A 16093-nucleotide genomic window follows, 5' to 3' on the forward strand; every position below is an offset into this window, starting at 1 on the left:
ACTATTCACTTATCCGCGCACTGAATATACCTTAAATTTGTTATTTTTCGCCAATACCTCATGGCTGCCGAAATGTTGATCCATCCAGTCGGCATAAGGCAAAAAGGCATTCGCCACAATGCGCAATTCACCACCGGCTTTAAGATGCCATTTTGCTTGTTTAATCAATTCGTTAACGGCAGTATAAGCCGTATCAATGCCATCATGAAATGGTGGGTTGGAAATGATCAGGTCAAATTTTCCTTCCACATGAGAAAACACATCGCTTGCCAGCACCGTGCCTTGCAACTGATTTTCTCGCAACGTTCGCTGTGCCGATTCAAGCGCCATGGCGTGAATATCCGTCATTACAAGCTTGGTTTTCGGATGATGTTTTTGAATGTAACTGCCAATCACACCAGCGCCACAACCGATATCCAGTACATCGCCCGACACATTTTTTAACGTGGACAACAATAATGCAGTGCCGCCATCCAGTTCAGCGGCGCTGAAGACGCCAGGCAACGCATACACGGTGACATCGGCAAGTTGTGGGTGTTGGTAGGATTTCCAGAAGGAATTCAGCTCAAAGTGCGGTGGATTTTTTAACTGAAAATGATAAAGACTACAACGACGGGCAGAGTCGATTTTGTGAATATCGCCGAAGTCCGCAAGCCTATTTTCGGCGGAACGTACGCCGCTACGATTTTCGCCGACAATGAGTATTTCTTGTCCCACCGGGCTTTTGGCAAGCATTTGCATTAATTGGAAATGGCATTCCTGCTTGTTCTTCGTCCAATAAAACAGGATCAAATCGGCTTGGCGTTGAAATTCGAGGGAAAAATCCACCGCACTTTGTTGCTTTTGATTTTCTCGGTTGGCGTAATCAAAATACCAACTCCAAGCGCGGGCGTTAAAACCTTGGCGTCGTAAATGGGAAAGAAACTCATCGTTCACCGCGCCGGTAAGCAATAATGATTTCCCCGTTAAAAAATCTAAATGCCGCTCCAACACTTCGCTTTCTGCACAAATCACGCTATTAATCCTCTGCCTTATTGGTTAAAATGGGCGCCCATTATACTGGATTGAATTGATTTTAGATATGCAAGAAACGCGCCAACCTTACTCCCGTCGAGATGTATTACTGCAACAAATGGGCATTAGCCAATGGCAGTTAGTGCGCCCGGAAGCATTGAAAGGCGCAATGAATATCACTGTCGCCGAGCCTATTCGTTTGATTATCATCAGTCAGCAAAATCTATTGCAACAGCCTGTTGTGCAGGATGTGTTACGCAGCCTGAACCTGGATAGCGAGCAAGTATTAAACATCACCTTTGAACAGCTTGCTTATTTGCAAGTTAACCATAAAGTCAGTTATTGGTTGCTTTCTCAAAACACCTTGGAAAATGACCGCACTTTACCTCTCCCACAACCGTTAAATGTGTGGCAGTCTGGTGATCTTGAGGAATTTAAACAACATCCGCAGGCAAAACGCCAACTTTGGCAAACCATTCAGCAATCCCCTTCCATCAATGCCGAATAACAAGGATCTGTCGTGATAAGCATTTCGCCCATTGAAGCACAAGATTTTGACGCACTTTATGCCATTGAGCAGGCGGCTCACGCCGTGCCTTGGAGTTTAGGTACGCTGAAAAATAACCAAGGCGAGCGTTATCTCAATTTAAAGATCGCCGAAGGCCATCAGATTTACGGATTTGCCATTTGTCAGACGGTGTTAGATGAAGCCACCCTGTTTAATATTGCTATCGATCCGAAAAAACAAGGCTTGGGACTCGGACGACAGCTCTTAAACGAGCTCATCACCCAACTCAGACAAAAAGGCATTTTGACATTGTGGCTAGAAGTACGTGAATCCAATAAAAAAGCCCAAGCGCTTTATGATTCGCTGGGCTTTAATCAAGTGGATATCCGTAAAAACTATTACCCGACGCCTGATGGAAAACGGGAAAATGCCGTGGTCATGGCGGTCTATTTATAAGGTTATTTTTCCGTTTTAATCGCTTGCAACATCGGCACAAACCACGCTTTCACCTGCTGATTTATCCAATTCAAATCTAATTCCTGCGTTTGTACCAACACACGTTGCCAATATAAATCGCCACGGGAATGATCATCACCTTCAGCAATTTTTATTAACTGTGCTAAACACTTATCAACATCTACTTCATCTTCGTTAGCAATCTGTTTTCGGTATGCCTCAATGCCCTGTGTTGGAATCAACTGTAATTGTGCCTGCCCTGCTAAATAGCTTTCGACATAAATTTGCAGTTGCGCAAGGGCATCCTGCTGAGACACCACTTGAAAAATCTCGCGTTTGTCCTTGCCTTGGAAAAGGGATTCCGTCGGCTGTGGCTGCGTTGCACACAACAATAAATGATACAGCCACGCTTCAATACGATCTTTGTCTTTGACGGTGGCCATGCGCCAAGTCACACGCTGTAACGGGTCACCATATAAATGGGAGATATTGCCTGATAAGGTGATATTACCGAATGCTGTCGGCAAGGTCATTTGTACAAAACGGTTTTGTGGCGTTTGTTCCACATAATCGGCAATATATTGTTTAAATTCTCCCACTTCATCCAATAATTTATTGGCGTAGAGTGTCGCAAATTCACCTCTTGGCAATACGCCTTTCACCTTCAAATGATCAAAAAACGCGTCGATTTGGTATTCATCAACATCAACCAAATCCGCATGAATCAGGTATTTCTCTAAGCCATTATTCAAAACGAAATTTTCACTGTCGGCGATACTTTCTTCTTGCTCGGAAAAATTCACACCGAGCCGGCGCTCAAAGAAAAATTTCACCGGATTTTTTACAAATGCCACCAAACGAGAAAATTCAATCTCCGTTTCTTGCTCGAAATCCTCCTGCGCTATCGCTGGTTGAATAAAATCCGACAATGCTTGATTGGATTGTGAATTCACCAAAGGCAACCATTGTTGCGCAAAAGAAGGGCTAAAAGTGCGGTCGTTTTTTTCAAAGTTTTTTCGACTAAATGCCGTCATGCCGTGTTGTTGCACCAGCAATGCCCGCCAATCCTTGCCTTCATTCGGCAGATTTTCCACGATGTAATCCAACAATTGGCTCACCAATACGGAGGGCTCACGCTCTTGATTATCTGAAATAGAACGTCCGATGTAGCTGATATACAAATATTCCTGCGCAGACAGCAAAGCCTCAAGGAACAAGTAACGATCATCATCACGGCGCGCACGATCGCCTTTAATGCGGTGATACTGCATTAAGTCAAAACTATTTGGCGGCTGTTGACGTGGGTATTCACCGTCATTCATCCCGAGCAGGCAGACCACTTTAAATGGAATAGAACGCATCGGCAACAACGTGCAGAAATTCACTTTGCCGGCTAAAAAACGGTAGTGATTCGGGTTTTCTTCTAACGCACCAATCATGACATCTGCCACAACATCAACCGCCAAGCGCTCGTCAAAATGCACATCCTGTAACTGTTCTGCAAATTGCTGAATCACGTCTTTAATATAAAATAAGGTTTCTTCGGTTTCCGTAGTCACGGCAAAGAAACGATCCGTTAAGGTCAACAAATGTTGTTGCCATTGCGCCACGGAATAACGTTGTTGCAACGTTTTGAACCAATCTGACAATGCGGCAATAAATTCAGCCAACTGCCCTGCCAGCTGACCTTTTAAGCCGAAACTGTTGTCCAATCCAAGGCTGTCTTGCCAAATACCATTTTCTTCCCGTAAGGCATACCCCAACAACATGCGTTCTAAGCCGGCTTGCCAAGAATTGTAGTTGTTTTGAGTCTCACCATGAGGTTCTGCAGGTTGTTTCTCTAAACCAAAACGCACGCCGGCATTTTTCACCCAATCTCGAATTTGCGCCAAATCCTGCAATTCAATATTAAAGCGTTGGCGTATTGCCGGCACATCTAACAGCGCTAACACATCTTCTGCACTAAAAATGCTTTCTTTGAGCTGCAATAAAGAGAGGAACCCGGCAATAATCACATCATTTTCCGATAATTTGTTATCCGAAATCGAAAATGGAATGGCAGTTTGCGGCGTAGCATGTTGCCTGAAAACCGCGCGAATATAAGGCGTGTATTTATCAATATCCGCCACCATCACGATGATGTCTTTTGGAGTCAAATGGGGATTTTCTTGCAATAAATGCAGCAGATAATCCTGCAAGACTTCCACTTCCCGCATCGTGCTGTGGCAAGAATGGAAGGTTAAAGTGCGGTCATTTTCTTGATAGTTTAACGGCTCACTGCCACTCGGCATAAGGTGCAAAATCTGATGTTGAATTTGACTCAATAAATTCCGCGGTTCAATCTCCGCATAGGCAGAAATCTCATTCGGTTCCAACTGCGTTAATAAATAAGAAAAATCGCGTCCCAATTTTCCCCATGAAGCCAACAAAGGATTGCCGACTTGCAATTTTTCCTGTGCGTAAGTCACCTCCCATTGGCGCTCAGCCTGCGCAATTTGTTCTGCGGATAACAACGGTTTATTCGCTTGATTGAAATAATCGGTACGAGTACGCAATGCTAATTTTTCGACAAATGAGGGATCCACAATGTCTCCCCAATATTCCTGACAAGGATTATTGAAGAACAAATGCACATCACAATATGCGCTAATAGCTTGAAAAATTTCTAAATACGCTTTCGGCAAGGCCGGAATACCGAAAATGAAAAGGCGTTCCGGCAAAAAGAGCTGTCGATTTTCACGGAGTTTTTCTAACAATAATTGGTGTAAATGCGCTCGATGTTGCACCCAATCTAATCCGGTTTCCGTTTTGACCGCCTGCACCAACGCCCGCCATAGGCTCGCCTGCCATGCGATATTTTGTTCAATCTGTGCCGATAAACGATCGTGATTAAGATTTAATTGGGTTTCAATTTGATGACGAATCTCCGCATCACGATGTGTCTCCCAAGCAGCGATCCAGTTCGGGCGATAAACCAAATATTGATCGAATAAATCAGCGATTTTCCCAGCAAGTTGATAGAGTTTAAATTGCTCCGATTGCACAGAATGCGCCAGATAATGGCGTAAAGGATGGAAAGCCTCTTGCTGTAAATATTGAGGAATTAAGCGCATTAAACGCCACATCATGGCGTTTTTATTAAATTGATTGCTTTGCGCCACATCGGGCAAGTTTTCTGCATACAGCTGCCAAATAAAACTGGCGGGCATCGGAAACGCAAAATTTGCTGCAATGCCTTTTTGCTCTGCGATTTGTAACTGTAACCATTGTGCCATGCCCGGACTTTGTACCAGCACCGTTTCCGGCTGTAATGGGTTGCTCAGCGGTTGACGTTGAATTAATTCAACGAGAATGTCCTTTTGCACCTCAAGTTGATTCGAATGATAAACAGTAAACACGCCGCCTCCGGAAATTCGCTCAAATATAACTTGCGCTATTATAAACGAATTTCACCCCGAGGATATTTCACCGTAACCTGATTTTGCGTGCACGTAATATGAAAATGAATGTGATTTTGGTGAATACTGCTTTCGCAAGAGAGACCAAGAAACTGGCGTTGTCGTTGATTTTCGGCAAGTTGGAGGGCTTGAAAACGTTGATAAATTTCCACCGCACTTTTGCGTTGCACATTTCCCCATTGGTTAAACGTGAGGAAAAGCCCGCTGAATACAGATAAGGTCACCAACAAGGACACCAAGCTCATGCCTTTGTGATTAATTTTTGGGAACGACAAAATCATACCAACTCTTCTCTGCTAAGCGCCAACGACTGTATTGTTGCACGATCTGAGTAACCGTACTTTTGGAATAAGTCACTTTAATATTTTCATCTAACGTCAATCGCCCTTTGGTAATAATCGAACCACTAATTTTACCTTGTCCTCGAATGTGTAAATCGCCTTCGGCGACAATCACCGCATTCACGTTTTTGTTAATTTCCCATTCAGTTTCTTCTGCCGTGAACCAATACAATGCCACAGGCGACGATGAGCCTAACATGAGCGGAGGCGACGGCAATTGTGAACGAAAAAGCGCAAGCCCTTCTTCGGAAATAAACTGGTCAAACAATTTTTCATATTGGTTTCGCACCGGTTGTTTTTGAAATAACTTATCCCGTCGACACCACGCATAATGGCTTAAACCATCATCGAATGGATTGTTCTCCAACCGAAATGTCAAGAGAAAGGTATCGCCGTTTTCATTTAACGGAACTTGCTGACATTTCTCTTTTTTTGTCGCTTGGCTTAGCGTTTGCAATTTTATTTGCTGAGTCACATATACGTGTCGCTGAGCTGCAATAGAAGAATAAAGGCGGAATAAGTCATCGTTAAAAAGTAGCGTTAAAAGTAAAAATGAACTCAGCAAAAGCAACAAACTCAACGTCATCATGCCTCGATGGAGTTTTCTCATTCTTTAGCTCCATTTAATAAAGGCACAACGAGAGAGGTTTCATATTTAATCTTTTTATTCGTTTTGAAATGCCCTGCTAAACGTATTTCAACGCCCTGTTTTTCTGCTAACCAATCAAAGCTCAAATGGGAAATTTCATATACCTTATCGTCTAATAAATCCACCCAACCGCCATGATTACAAGCGGACTGCTGGGTATAGCGTTGACATTCCTCTCGATTGCAATTTTGTTTTACTGTGTTTTTGTAAGTTAAACGTGTTTCCAACATTTTTTGATGAAGTCGGTAACCAAATAATTCCCGTTCAATTTCCTTTGTAGCATTACGTTTATTTAAGATACAAGCATCCTCTTGATAACCAGTACCAATACACCCATTTGAATCCAAATCATAAAAAAACAGCACACAGCTGTTATTTCTCTCGCTATTCATTTGAGTGATAAAAACCGATGAGGGAATATTTCCCAGTTCAAATAACGCCAAATTATTTTTCGTCAATTTATCACTTACCGCACGAAAGCCGCTTCTTGCCAAATCTTTGCCTATTAATTGGATTACACGTTGTAACTCAGTTTGTAATTGCAAACGAAGTAACATTCCACGGTTCTGTTGCTGATGCTGGCTATAAAACTGCATAATAACAAGCAGTAAAAAACTTGAAAGCGCCACTGAAATCATAAGTGCAACAAGCGTTTGCCCACGAGAATACACTACGTCATAAAAAAACTTATTCTTCATCATTCACACATGCACTCAACGACTGGTTATCTTTTAATTTCAGACTACCCACATTAAAAAACGAAAATAAAGTACGCTGAGAATTCGCTTGTAGGACAAAACAAGCAGTAGAAGCCGTATTACGAATACCGCTTAAACGCGTAAGTTCTAGAGGATAATAACGTTTACTAATCAACATTGTGTCCGCAGCCGGATAATAAAAATGCGCAGAAACATACTGAGGACAACCTTGAGGAGCTAAACAGTCACATAGGTGATGATTTTTAATCTGCGCCGTTAAACACCAACGTTTACCTGACAGATCACGGCTTGCCATGATAAACCAGATATCGGAGGAGTTTTCTACACGAGCTTGAATTTGACGTAAAAACGCATAAAGTTTTTGCTGCTCTTTTTGCAAGACGTTCTGCTGTGAATGCTGCTGCCATGCGGGCAAAGCAAGCATCAACAATAGACTAAGAATGAAAAGCGCGATTAACATTTCCAGCAAAGTAAACCCTTTTTGCATAAACGTTCCTTTTTTTGAGCCGCACTTTAAGGGAATAAGAAAGGCTAAAACATGCAGATAGAGAAATTTTGCGAAGAAGATCGCAAAGTAAAATTAATTTGGAAGAAAATTGACAAAAAACACGTCACATTTACGACACACGCTCAAAATATGTCACATTTAAAAATTGCCTAAGTGTTTTTAATTGTATGATATATAAAGGGTTTTATTGGTGGGTCGTATAGGATTCGAACCTATGACCAATGGATTAAGAGTCCACTGCTCTACCAGACTAAGCTAACGACCCATATTTGGGAAATACAGCTTTAAATTGGTGGGTCGTGAAGGATTCGAACCTTCGACCAACGGATTAAAAGTCCGCTGCTCTACCGACTGAGCTAACGACCCTTGAGAAAGGGGTATTTTTTGAATGGTGGGTCGTGAAGGATTCGAACCTTCGACCAACGGATTAAAAGTCCGCTGCTCTACCGACTGAGCTAACGACCCAACAACGGTGGGTTATAATACTGGTTTTATTTCAATAATCAATAAAAAATTTTATTTTTTTATTTATTCGCTTGAATATGCATCAAAATAAAAATAATAAAATATGTATGCATCTAATTAAGAAGCACACAGTAAAACAAAAAATAAAAAACCGGGCTAATACCCGGTTTTTTATTTGAAATAGCAAAAATTAGTATGCTAATACAGCACGACGGTTTTTTGCGTAAGCTGCTTCGTCATGACCTAATACTGCTGGTTTTTCTTCACCGTAAGAAACAGTAGAGATTTGACCTGCTTGTACACCTTTAGCAGTTAAGAAACTTTGTACTGCGTGAGCACGACGTTCACCTAATGCCATGTTGTATTCTGGAGTACCGCGTTCATCAGTATTACCTTCAATACGTACATTAGTTGCTGGAGTTGCATTTAAGTATGCAGCGTGAGCATCTAAGATTTGAGCATATTCACCTTCAACATTGTATTTGTCGAAACCGAAATATACAGTGTTGTAGCGTTGTTGTAAGTCTTGAACAGAGTAACCACCAAAAGTTTGGCCGTTTGCGCTTTCATTTTTTGATGATCCACAAGCAGCTAATACAGCTACTGAACCAGCAACTAACAATGCTTTAGTAAATTTATTCATTGATTTCTCCTTGTTTATTTAGTTAAGTATGGTGACCAAGCTGGAAATTTAACTTGTCCATCATTCCCTGGTAAACGTGCCTTAAAGCGTCCGTCTGTGGACACTAATTGTAGCACCTTTCCCAGACCTTGGGTAGAGCTATAAATAATCATAATACCATTTGGTGAAATACTCGGACTTTCATCTAAGAAAGTTGAACTTAGTACCTCAGAACCACCTGAAACCAAATCTTGTTTCACAATGTTATTACTTCCATCGATCATTACTAACGTACTACCATCTGAGCTGATTTGACCACTACCACGTCCACCAACAAGAGATGCTCCGCCACCGGATGCACTCATGCGATAAACTTGCGGAGAGCCGCCTCTATCGGATGTGAACACAATTGACTGCCCATCAGGCGACCAAGAAGGCTCCGTGTTATTACCTGAACCACTGGTTAACTGAGAAACCTGTCCACTACCCAAATTTATTACATAAATATTCAATACGCCATCTTTTGAAGAGGCAAATGCTAATCTTGAACCATCTGGCGAGAAAGCCGGAGCACCGTTATGCCCTGGGAATGAAGCGATTACTTTACGTGCCATTGAGCTAAGATCTTGCAGAATAATTTGCGCTTTTTTATTTTCAAAAGAAACATACGCTAATTTTTTGCCATCAGGAGACCATGCCGGAGACATAAAAGGCTGAGAGCTCTTATTAATAATAAATTGGTTAAAACCATCATAGTCGGCTACGCGGACCTCATAAGGTTGTGAACCGCCATTTTTTTGCACGACATAAGCAATACGAGTCCGAAATGCACCACGAATCCCTGTTAGTTTCTCAAAGGTTTCATCACTCACAGTATGTGCACCATAACGAACCCATTTTTGAGTCACCGTATATTGGTTTTGAGACAAAATCGAACCCGCACTTCCCATGGTATCGACTAATTGGTAAGCAATATCAAAACCACCATTAGACGGAGTTACTTGTCCAACAATTACTGCCTCAATACCCAATGCAGACCATGCACTAGGGTTAACTTCTGCAGCTGTAGTCGGCTGCTGAGGCATTTTACTGACAGAAAGTGGATTAAATTTTCCGCTATTACGTAAGTCTGATGCAATGATATCTGCAATATCTGCCGGCGCACTGCCTGGACCATTCCACTTAAACGGAACAACAGCAATAGGTCGTGCAGAATCCATAACCTCATCAATAACGATGCGAACCTCTGCACGAGCTAGTGAAGTCAATCCTAATAGCATAATAAATAAGCTAAATACTCGAATAACTCTTTTCATTTTTTCTCCTATTGTTCAAAGTGCGGTGAAAAATTACCGCACTTTTCTTGGGTCAAACCCAAGAGTAAAGCTCTTAAACATTTCATACTCTTCCGGAGTAGGTGCTCTACGCATTTTTTTAGCTTGCTCAATCGCATTTAATGCAGCTGCACACAAATCATTAGGCCCGGATTTTTTCTCATACGATAAAATAGTTCCATCACTGGCAATTTCCATCTTAATATCGCAAACTTTACCTATAAAGCGTGTATCTCCACGGAAATAAGGTTTTATCGAAGAGTAAACAACGCCCGCATATGCAGAACCTGTTTTACCGCCATCGCCAGCCCCCATTGATGCTCCGGCACCTTGACTACCTTGTTTATTCGCATTTCCACCTTTGATTGCACTTCCGCCACCAAGATCACCGCCATTAAAGAAATCATCTAATGCATTTTGATCAGCCTTACGCTTCGCTGCATCCGCTTTTGCCTTAGCATCAGCTTTGGCTTTTGCCTCTGCTTTAGCTTTAGCATCTGCTTCTGCCTTAGCCTTGGCTTTAGCATCCGCTTCAGCTTTTGCTTTGGCTTCAGCGTCTGCTTTTGCCTTCGCTTCAGCTTCTGCTTTGGCTTTAGCTTCTTGTTTTGCTTTTTCTGCTGCTGCGGCTTTTGCTTTTGCCTCTTCTTCCGCTTGTTTAGCTGCAGCGGCTAAACGCTTAGCTTCTGCGTCAGCTTTCAATTTAGCGGCTTCTGCAGCTTGCTTAGCTTTCGCCTCTTCAGCTTCTTTTTGTTTCTCTAATGCCTCTAAACGAGCTTTTTCCTCTTGCTGTTTCTTTTGCTCAGCAAGTTGTTTTTGTTTTTCTTGCTCTTTTTTCTTCTCGAGCTCTTGTTGACGTTGCTGTTCTTCTTGTTTTTTATCTTCCAATTCTTGTTTCTTTTGTTTGTCAGCTTGGCCTTTTTTCTGCTGCTGAATTCGTCCCCACTCCTGAGCCGCAGAACCGGTATCCACCATCACAGCACCAATCACTTCGCCATCATCGCCTTCACCACCACCCATAATATCAATATTGTGGTACAAAGAACTGAGGATAAGCAAACCAAACAAAATCAAGTGCATTATGACCGAAATCACAACTGCATCAACATCACCTTTTTGTCGCTTTTTCTGCACAATGGTTACCTATCTCATTAAATTGGATTTGTCATTAACCCAACTGACTTAATTCCGGCGAGATGAAGCAAATTAAGTGCTTTAATCACTTCTTCATAAGGTACATCTTTCGCGCCACCAACTAAGAACATTGTATTGTTATCTTTATCAAACTCTTGTTTAGATAACTGGGTAACCATATCTTCAGTTAAATTTTCCGTACGATTTCCTCCAATTGAAATCGCATATTGACCAACACCGGAAACTTCTAAAATAACCGGCGTTCTGTCTTCTGCAGACACGTTTTGGCTTTGCACGGCATCCGGCAATTCAACCTCTACGCTCTGGCTAATGATTGGCGCAGTAGCCATAAAAATCAAAACCAATACTAAAAGCACGTCCAAAAACGGAACAATATTGATTTCAGATTTGATATCGCGGCGCTGACGACGATAAGACATATCAACCTTCTAAACTTATAATCGAAAAAACATCTAAAATAGTGACCGCACTTTTAACACAAAGTGCGGCTGAAAATATGATTAATTAACTATGGTGATTTTTACCAAAAACCTGGCGATGCAAGATTGTGGTAAATTCATCAATAAAATTACCATAATTTTGTTCAAGTTTATTCACGCGTAAACTTAAACGGTTATAAGCCATTACCGCCGGAATTGCCGCAAATAAGCCGATTGCTGTCGCAATTAGCGCTTCCGCAATCCCCGGCGCAACCATTTGTAATGTAGCTTGTTTTGCTCCACTCAAGGACATGAAAGCGTGCATGATTCCCCAAACCGTACCAAAAAGACCGATATATGGACTAATGGATGCTACGGTCGCTAAGAATGGAACGCGAGTTTCAATATCTTCAATTTCACGATTCATAGATAAATTCATTGCACGGGTACTACCTTTAATGATCGCCTCCGGTGCATCCGGGTTTGCTTGTTTCAAACGAGTAAACTCTTTAAAACCAACATAAAAAATCTGTTCACTACCTGTTAAGCCATCACGACGATTAGATAGCCCTTCATATAATTTATTTAAATCCTCACCGGACCAAAAACGGTCTTCAAATGCCATAGACTCTTTTAATGCCTTCGTTAATACTCGGCTACGTTGAATAATAATCGCCCAAGAAATAATAGAAAAACTCACTAAAATGAGAATTACTAATTGAACCACAATACTGGCTTTTAAAAAGAGATCTAAAAAGTTTAATTCTGAGGTCATTGCATACTCCGAAAACAACTCACTAATAGTTAATTGACTAGTGTTGCCTTGATTTGCGATGGAATTGCCACCGGTTTCATTTTACCAAGATCAACATAGGCTACCTTTACGGTAGCCCGACACAACGTTAATTCATTCCGTTTAATAATTTGAGAGAAAATAATGGACGCACCTTTTATTTCTGTGACAAGCGTTTCTATTTGTAGCAAGTCATCTAATTTTGCCGGAAAACAGTAATCAATATTCATTGATTTAACGACAAAAGCCCCTTTATTTTCTGCTAACAATTCTTGTTGGGAAAAATTAAATGTTCTTAAATATTCTGTCCTTGCCCGCTCAAAAAAATGTAAATAGCGTGCATGATAAACCACACCACCTGCATCTGTATCTTCGTAATAAACACGAGCAGAATAATGAAAAACGTTCTGTTCCAACTTTTCTTCTCCATTTAATGAAATTTAGAAAGCAGGAGGTCGGTTATTTTAGAGTGCTGCAAAATGATTAGCAAGCTTGAAATTGCACTTATTAAAAAATTAACTCTTTGATTTTAAGTTAATAGATTATGCAACAAACTTATAATTGCTGCGAGATAACCAATCCATGGCATAAAAATCAGACGCCATAGCGTTGCTCTGATCTCAAAGCCCAAACCATGAATCCATAAAATCCCAACGCTCCAGATCAAAATAAAAACATAATAAAATTCGACCGCTCTTAATTGCGTTGAAAATTGGTTAATGTTAAAAAAGAAAAACGCTGTTAAAGTCAGCGCTAAAATAAATGAAAGGGTTCGTAATGAACCCTTATTTACTAATTGATACAATGAATTAATCATTCAATTACTCGTCAAATTTACCTGAACGTTCTTTGTTCATTGTAATCTTTGCACTCACGCCTACAGCGAATAAAACGCCTACGACCCAAATTGCATATAACATATTATTCTCCCTAGTATAATGAGTTTTTATTCTCTTCAACAAAGCTTTCATCCAAACGACCAAACATTTTGTAGTATGACCAAATGGTGTAAAGCAATGAGATGGTGACGAATACTAATGCAAGGTAGAACATTAAGGTTAATGTTAATTCACTTGAAGTCGCATCCCACATTAACAAGCTTTGTGCTGGGTGAGTACTTGAAGGCATTACAAATGGGAACATTGATACTGCCGCAGTAATAATCACACCCGCCATTGTTAATACAGAGAAGAAGAAGGCAAAACCACAACGATTTGCTTTAGATGCAATCACATTCAATAATGCACCCACAACAGCCAATGCTGGGAATACCCATAAAGCTGGAGTCTCATTAAAGTTCTTAAACCATGCACCAACTTCAACAGCCACCTCTTTACCTACTGCAGGTGAAGATGGCGCAAAGTGATCTAACACGCTAGTAACAACATAACCTTCTTTGAAAGAAAGCCACACGCCCGCAAGTACAAAAGTAATTAATGTAACTAATGCACCCACTTGCGTAATTGCTCTTGCACGATCGCGTAGTGCTGCCGTAGTTTTCATTTGTAACCAGTTTGCGCCGTGCGTTACTAACATCGCAAGACTCAATACACCGCAAAGTAATGCGAATGGATTTAATAATGCAAAGAAAGAACCTGTGTAAGTTGCTTGTGAAAGATCATTCAATTCAAATGGTACACCTTGTAATAAATTACCAAATGCCACACCGAATACTAATGCAGGTACAAAACCACCGGCAAACAAGCCCCAATCCCACACAGCGCGCCATGTTGGATTATCAATTTTAGCACGATATTCAAAACCAATTGGACGGAAGAATAACGCAGCTAATACTAGGAATAAGGCAATATAGAAGCCTGAAAACGCTACAGAATAAACAATCGGCCATGCCGCGAAAATTGCACCGCCAGCAGTTAATAACCAAACTTGGTTACCATCCCAGTGTGGCGCAATAGAGTTAATCATAATACGTCTTTCTACTTCTTTCTTACCTGCGACGGGTAAAAGTGCGGTCACGCCCATATCGAATCCATCTGTTACAGAGAAACCGATAAGCAATACAACAACTAGCACCCACCAAATAATACGTAAAATTTCATAATCAAGCATAATCCATCTCCTGCTTATTTAGATGATTGCTCAAAATAGTATTTGCCGGTTTTCAATGCACTTGGACCTAAATGTGCATATTTAAACATCAAATACATTTCCGCAATGATGAAGAAGAAGTAAAGTACACAAATTAAACCGATAGAGAACCATAAGTCACCTACACTCAAGTTAGAGGCAGACACACCTACCGGTAATACTTCATAAATCGCCCATGGTTGACGACCAAATTCAGCTAAGAACCAACCAAATTCAATCGCTAAGATTGGCAATGGGATACCCCAAAGCAATGCTTTAAGTAATAAGCGAGAAGAAGTCACTTTGTTACGTAAATTTTGAACAAATGCACCAAAGGTCAGTAAAATAATTAAACCACCTGCAGCTAACATACCACGGAATGCCCAGAAGTTAGGACCTACGTTCGGAATAGTGTCGCGCGCTGCTTGTTTAATTTGTTCCTCTGTTGCATCAATAACTTTATCTGTGTAACGTTTTAATAATAAACCGAAACCTAAATCACCTTTAACTTCATCAAATTTTGCTTTAGTTTCAGGATTTACTTGGCCTGCTGATTTTTTCTCTGCTTTTAATTGTGTGAATAAATCATAGGCAACCATACCGTTACGAACACGACCTTCATTTTTCGCTTGAATATCTTTCAAACCAACAATTTCAGTCTCTAAAGAACGCGTTGCAATTAAACCACCTAAATAAGGGATTTCAATCGCAAAATCATTTTTCATTTCAGCGGTATTTGGAATCGCAACTGGATGGAATGGCGCTGGCGCAGAATGAGTATCAAACTCAGCTTCCATTGCTGCTAATTTCACAGGTTGTGCTTTACCGATATCATAACCTGATTCATCACCCATAATTAATACAGCTGATGCAGCGATAAAACCAAAGGTTGCCGCTACAGAGAATGAACGTTTAGCAAAACCGATATCGCGGCCTTTTAATAAATAGAATGCGCTGATACCTAATACAAACATTGCACCGGTTGTATAACCCGCTGTTAATGTGTGTAAGAATTTACTTTGTGCTATCGGATTCAACCATAAATCCAAGAAGCTGGTCATTTCCATACGAACGGTTTCAAAATTAAATTCAGAACCCACAGGAGACTGCATCCAACCGTTTGCCACCAAAATCCACATGGCAGAAAGATTTGAACCGAATGCCACACAATAGGTTGCTAATAAATGTTTTCCCTTGGTTAAACGATCCCAACCGAAGAAGAACAGACCAACAAAGGTGGATTCTAAGAAAAATGCGAGTAAGGCCTCGATCGCCAATGGCGCACCAAAAATATCACCCACATAGTGAGAATAGTAAGACCAGTTTGTACCAAATTGGAATTCCATAATGATACCGGTCGTTACGCCTAGGGCAAAGTTAATACCAAATAACTTACCCCAAAATTTTGTCATATCTTTATATACTTCTTTACCCGTTGCGACATAGATTGTTTCCATGATGACAAGCACAAAAGACAATCCAAGTGTCAGCGGTACAAAAATGAAGTGATACAGCGCGGTTAAAGCAAACTGTAATCTTGAGAGTTCAACAACGTCTAACATCTCGG

The 16093-nt window shown here is 41.0% G+C and carries 17 protein-coding genes and 3 tRNA genes; 2 read left to right on the forward strand and 18 right to left on the reverse strand.

The genetic code is table 11. The features are described from left to right. Nucleotides 1-9: 9 nt before the first annotated feature. Nucleotides 10-1014, reverse strand: a complete 1005-nt coding sequence (gene rsmC, locus DQN58_RS09275; RefSeq protein ID WP_006718973.1) for a 16S rRNA (guanine(1207)-N(2))-methyltransferase RsmC — start codon at nucleotides 1012-1014, stop codon at nucleotides 10-12. A 67-nt stretch (nucleotides 1015-1081) separates the two neighbouring features. Here rsmC and DQN58_RS09280 point away from each other — a divergent pair, with 67 nt between their 5' ends. Further along, on the forward strand, nucleotides 1082-1522 hold the full coding sequence (locus DQN58_RS09280; protein ID WP_006718975.1) for a DNA polymerase III subunit psi: 441 nt from the start codon (nucleotides 1082-1084) through the stop codon (nucleotides 1520-1522). 12 nt (nucleotides 1523-1534) lie between these two features. Continuing rightward, nucleotides 1535-1978: a ribosomal protein S18-alanine N-acetyltransferase gene (gene rimI / locus DQN58_RS09285; RefSeq protein WP_006718977.1), complete on the forward strand. Its 444-nt coding sequence runs from the start codon at nucleotides 1535-1537 to the stop codon at nucleotides 1976-1978. A 2-nt stretch (nucleotides 1979-1980) separates the two neighbouring features. Here rimI and recC read toward each other — a convergent pair whose 3' ends face one another. From recC to DQN58_RS09370, 17 genes are all read right to left on the reverse strand, one after another. After that, nucleotides 1981-5376 (reverse strand): exodeoxyribonuclease V subunit gamma, encoded by a 3396-nt coding sequence (gene recC, locus DQN58_RS09290; RefSeq protein ID WP_006718979.1) that lies wholly within the window; start codon nucleotides 5374-5376, stop codon nucleotides 1981-1983. Nucleotides 5377-5414: 38 nt separating this feature from the next. Next, nucleotides 5415-5717 (reverse strand): DUF5374 domain-containing protein, encoded by a 303-nt coding sequence (locus tag DQN58_RS09295; protein ID WP_006718982.1) that lies wholly within the window; start codon nucleotides 5715-5717, stop codon nucleotides 5415-5417. Next, entirely contained in the window at nucleotides 5692-6387 is a 696-nt protein-coding gene (locus tag DQN58_RS09300) for a DUF2572 family protein (protein WP_006718983.1), read from the reverse strand. Before DQN58_RS09300 ends, DQN58_RS09295 begins: the two co-directional genes overlap by 26 nt. Then, nucleotides 6384-7127: a PulJ/GspJ family protein gene (locus DQN58_RS09305; protein WP_006718985.1), complete on the reverse strand. Its 744-nt coding sequence runs from the start codon at nucleotides 7125-7127 to the stop codon at nucleotides 6384-6386. The genes DQN58_RS09300 and DQN58_RS09305 overlap by 4 nt, the downstream gene beginning before the upstream one ends. Beyond that, nucleotides 7114-7632, reverse strand: coding sequence for a prepilin-type N-terminal cleavage/methylation domain-containing protein (locus DQN58_RS09310; protein WP_006718987.1), 519 nt, complete (start codon nucleotides 7630-7632; stop codon nucleotides 7114-7116). Before DQN58_RS09310 ends, DQN58_RS09305 begins: the two co-directional genes overlap by 14 nt. Before the next feature lie 209 nt (nucleotides 7633-7841). Continuing rightward, nucleotides 7842-7918 (reverse strand) — tRNA-Lys (locus DQN58_RS09315). 25 nt (nucleotides 7919-7943) lie between these two features. Continuing rightward, nucleotides 7944-8019: transfer RNA gene (locus DQN58_RS09320), tRNA-Lys, on the reverse strand. Between the two features lie 23 nt (nucleotides 8020-8042). Continuing rightward, nucleotides 8043-8118 (reverse strand) — tRNA-Lys (locus DQN58_RS09325). Between the two features lie 190 nt (nucleotides 8119-8308). Next, complete coding sequence (gene pal, locus DQN58_RS09330) at nucleotides 8309-8761, reverse strand: peptidoglycan-associated lipoprotein Pal (RefSeq protein WP_006718991.1); 453 nt, start codon at nucleotides 8759-8761, stop codon at nucleotides 8309-8311. Nucleotides 8762-8775: 14 nt separating this feature from the next. Continuing rightward, nucleotides 8776-10056 carry a Tol-Pal system beta propeller repeat protein TolB gene (gene tolB, locus DQN58_RS09335; protein ID WP_006718992.1) on the reverse strand — a complete coding sequence of 427 codons (1281 nt, stop codon included), beginning with the start codon at nucleotides 10054-10056 and terminating at the stop codon, nucleotides 8776-8778. A gap of 33 nt (nucleotides 10057-10089) precedes the next feature. Next, entirely contained in the window at nucleotides 10090-11205 is a 1116-nt protein-coding gene (gene tolA / locus DQN58_RS09340) for a cell envelope integrity protein TolA (RefSeq protein ID WP_006718994.1), read from the reverse strand. 17 nt (nucleotides 11206-11222) lie between these two features. After that, the gene (gene tolR / locus DQN58_RS09345) at nucleotides 11223-11645 is read right to left on the reverse strand and encodes a colicin uptake protein TolR (protein ID WP_006718996.1); all 423 of its coding nucleotides are present in this window, start codon (nucleotides 11643-11645) and stop codon (nucleotides 11223-11225) included. Nucleotides 11646-11730: 85 nt separating this feature from the next. Further along, nucleotides 11731-12420, reverse strand: a complete 690-nt coding sequence (tolQ, locus tag DQN58_RS09350; protein ID WP_006718998.1) for a protein TolQ — start codon at nucleotides 12418-12420, stop codon at nucleotides 11731-11733. Between the two features lie 29 nt (nucleotides 12421-12449). Further along, entirely contained in the window at nucleotides 12450-12854 is a 405-nt protein-coding gene (gene ybgC, locus DQN58_RS09355) for a tol-pal system-associated acyl-CoA thioesterase (protein WP_006718999.1), read from the reverse strand. A gap of 113 nt (nucleotides 12855-12967) precedes the next feature. Next, a complete protein-coding gene (gene ybgE, locus DQN58_RS09360; protein ID WP_006719001.1) occupies nucleotides 12968-13255 on the reverse strand; it encodes a cyd operon protein YbgE in 288 nt (95 codons plus the stop codon). A 113-nt stretch (nucleotides 13256-13368) separates the two neighbouring features. Continuing rightward, nucleotides 13369-14508, reverse strand: a complete 1140-nt coding sequence (cydB, locus tag DQN58_RS09365; RefSeq protein ID WP_006719003.1) for a cytochrome d ubiquinol oxidase subunit II — start codon at nucleotides 14506-14508, stop codon at nucleotides 13369-13371. A 14-nt stretch (nucleotides 14509-14522) separates the two neighbouring features. Then, complete coding sequence (locus DQN58_RS09370) at nucleotides 14523-16088, reverse strand: cytochrome ubiquinol oxidase subunit I (protein WP_006719006.1); 1566 nt, start codon at nucleotides 16086-16088, stop codon at nucleotides 14523-14525. Nucleotides 16089-16093 lie beyond the last annotated feature (5 nt).

The organism is Aggregatibacter segnis ATCC 33393 (assembly GCF_900476035.1).
In the GTDB taxonomy this organism is placed as follows: domain Bacteria; phylum Pseudomonadota; class Gammaproteobacteria; order Enterobacterales; family Pasteurellaceae; genus Aggregatibacter; species Aggregatibacter segnis.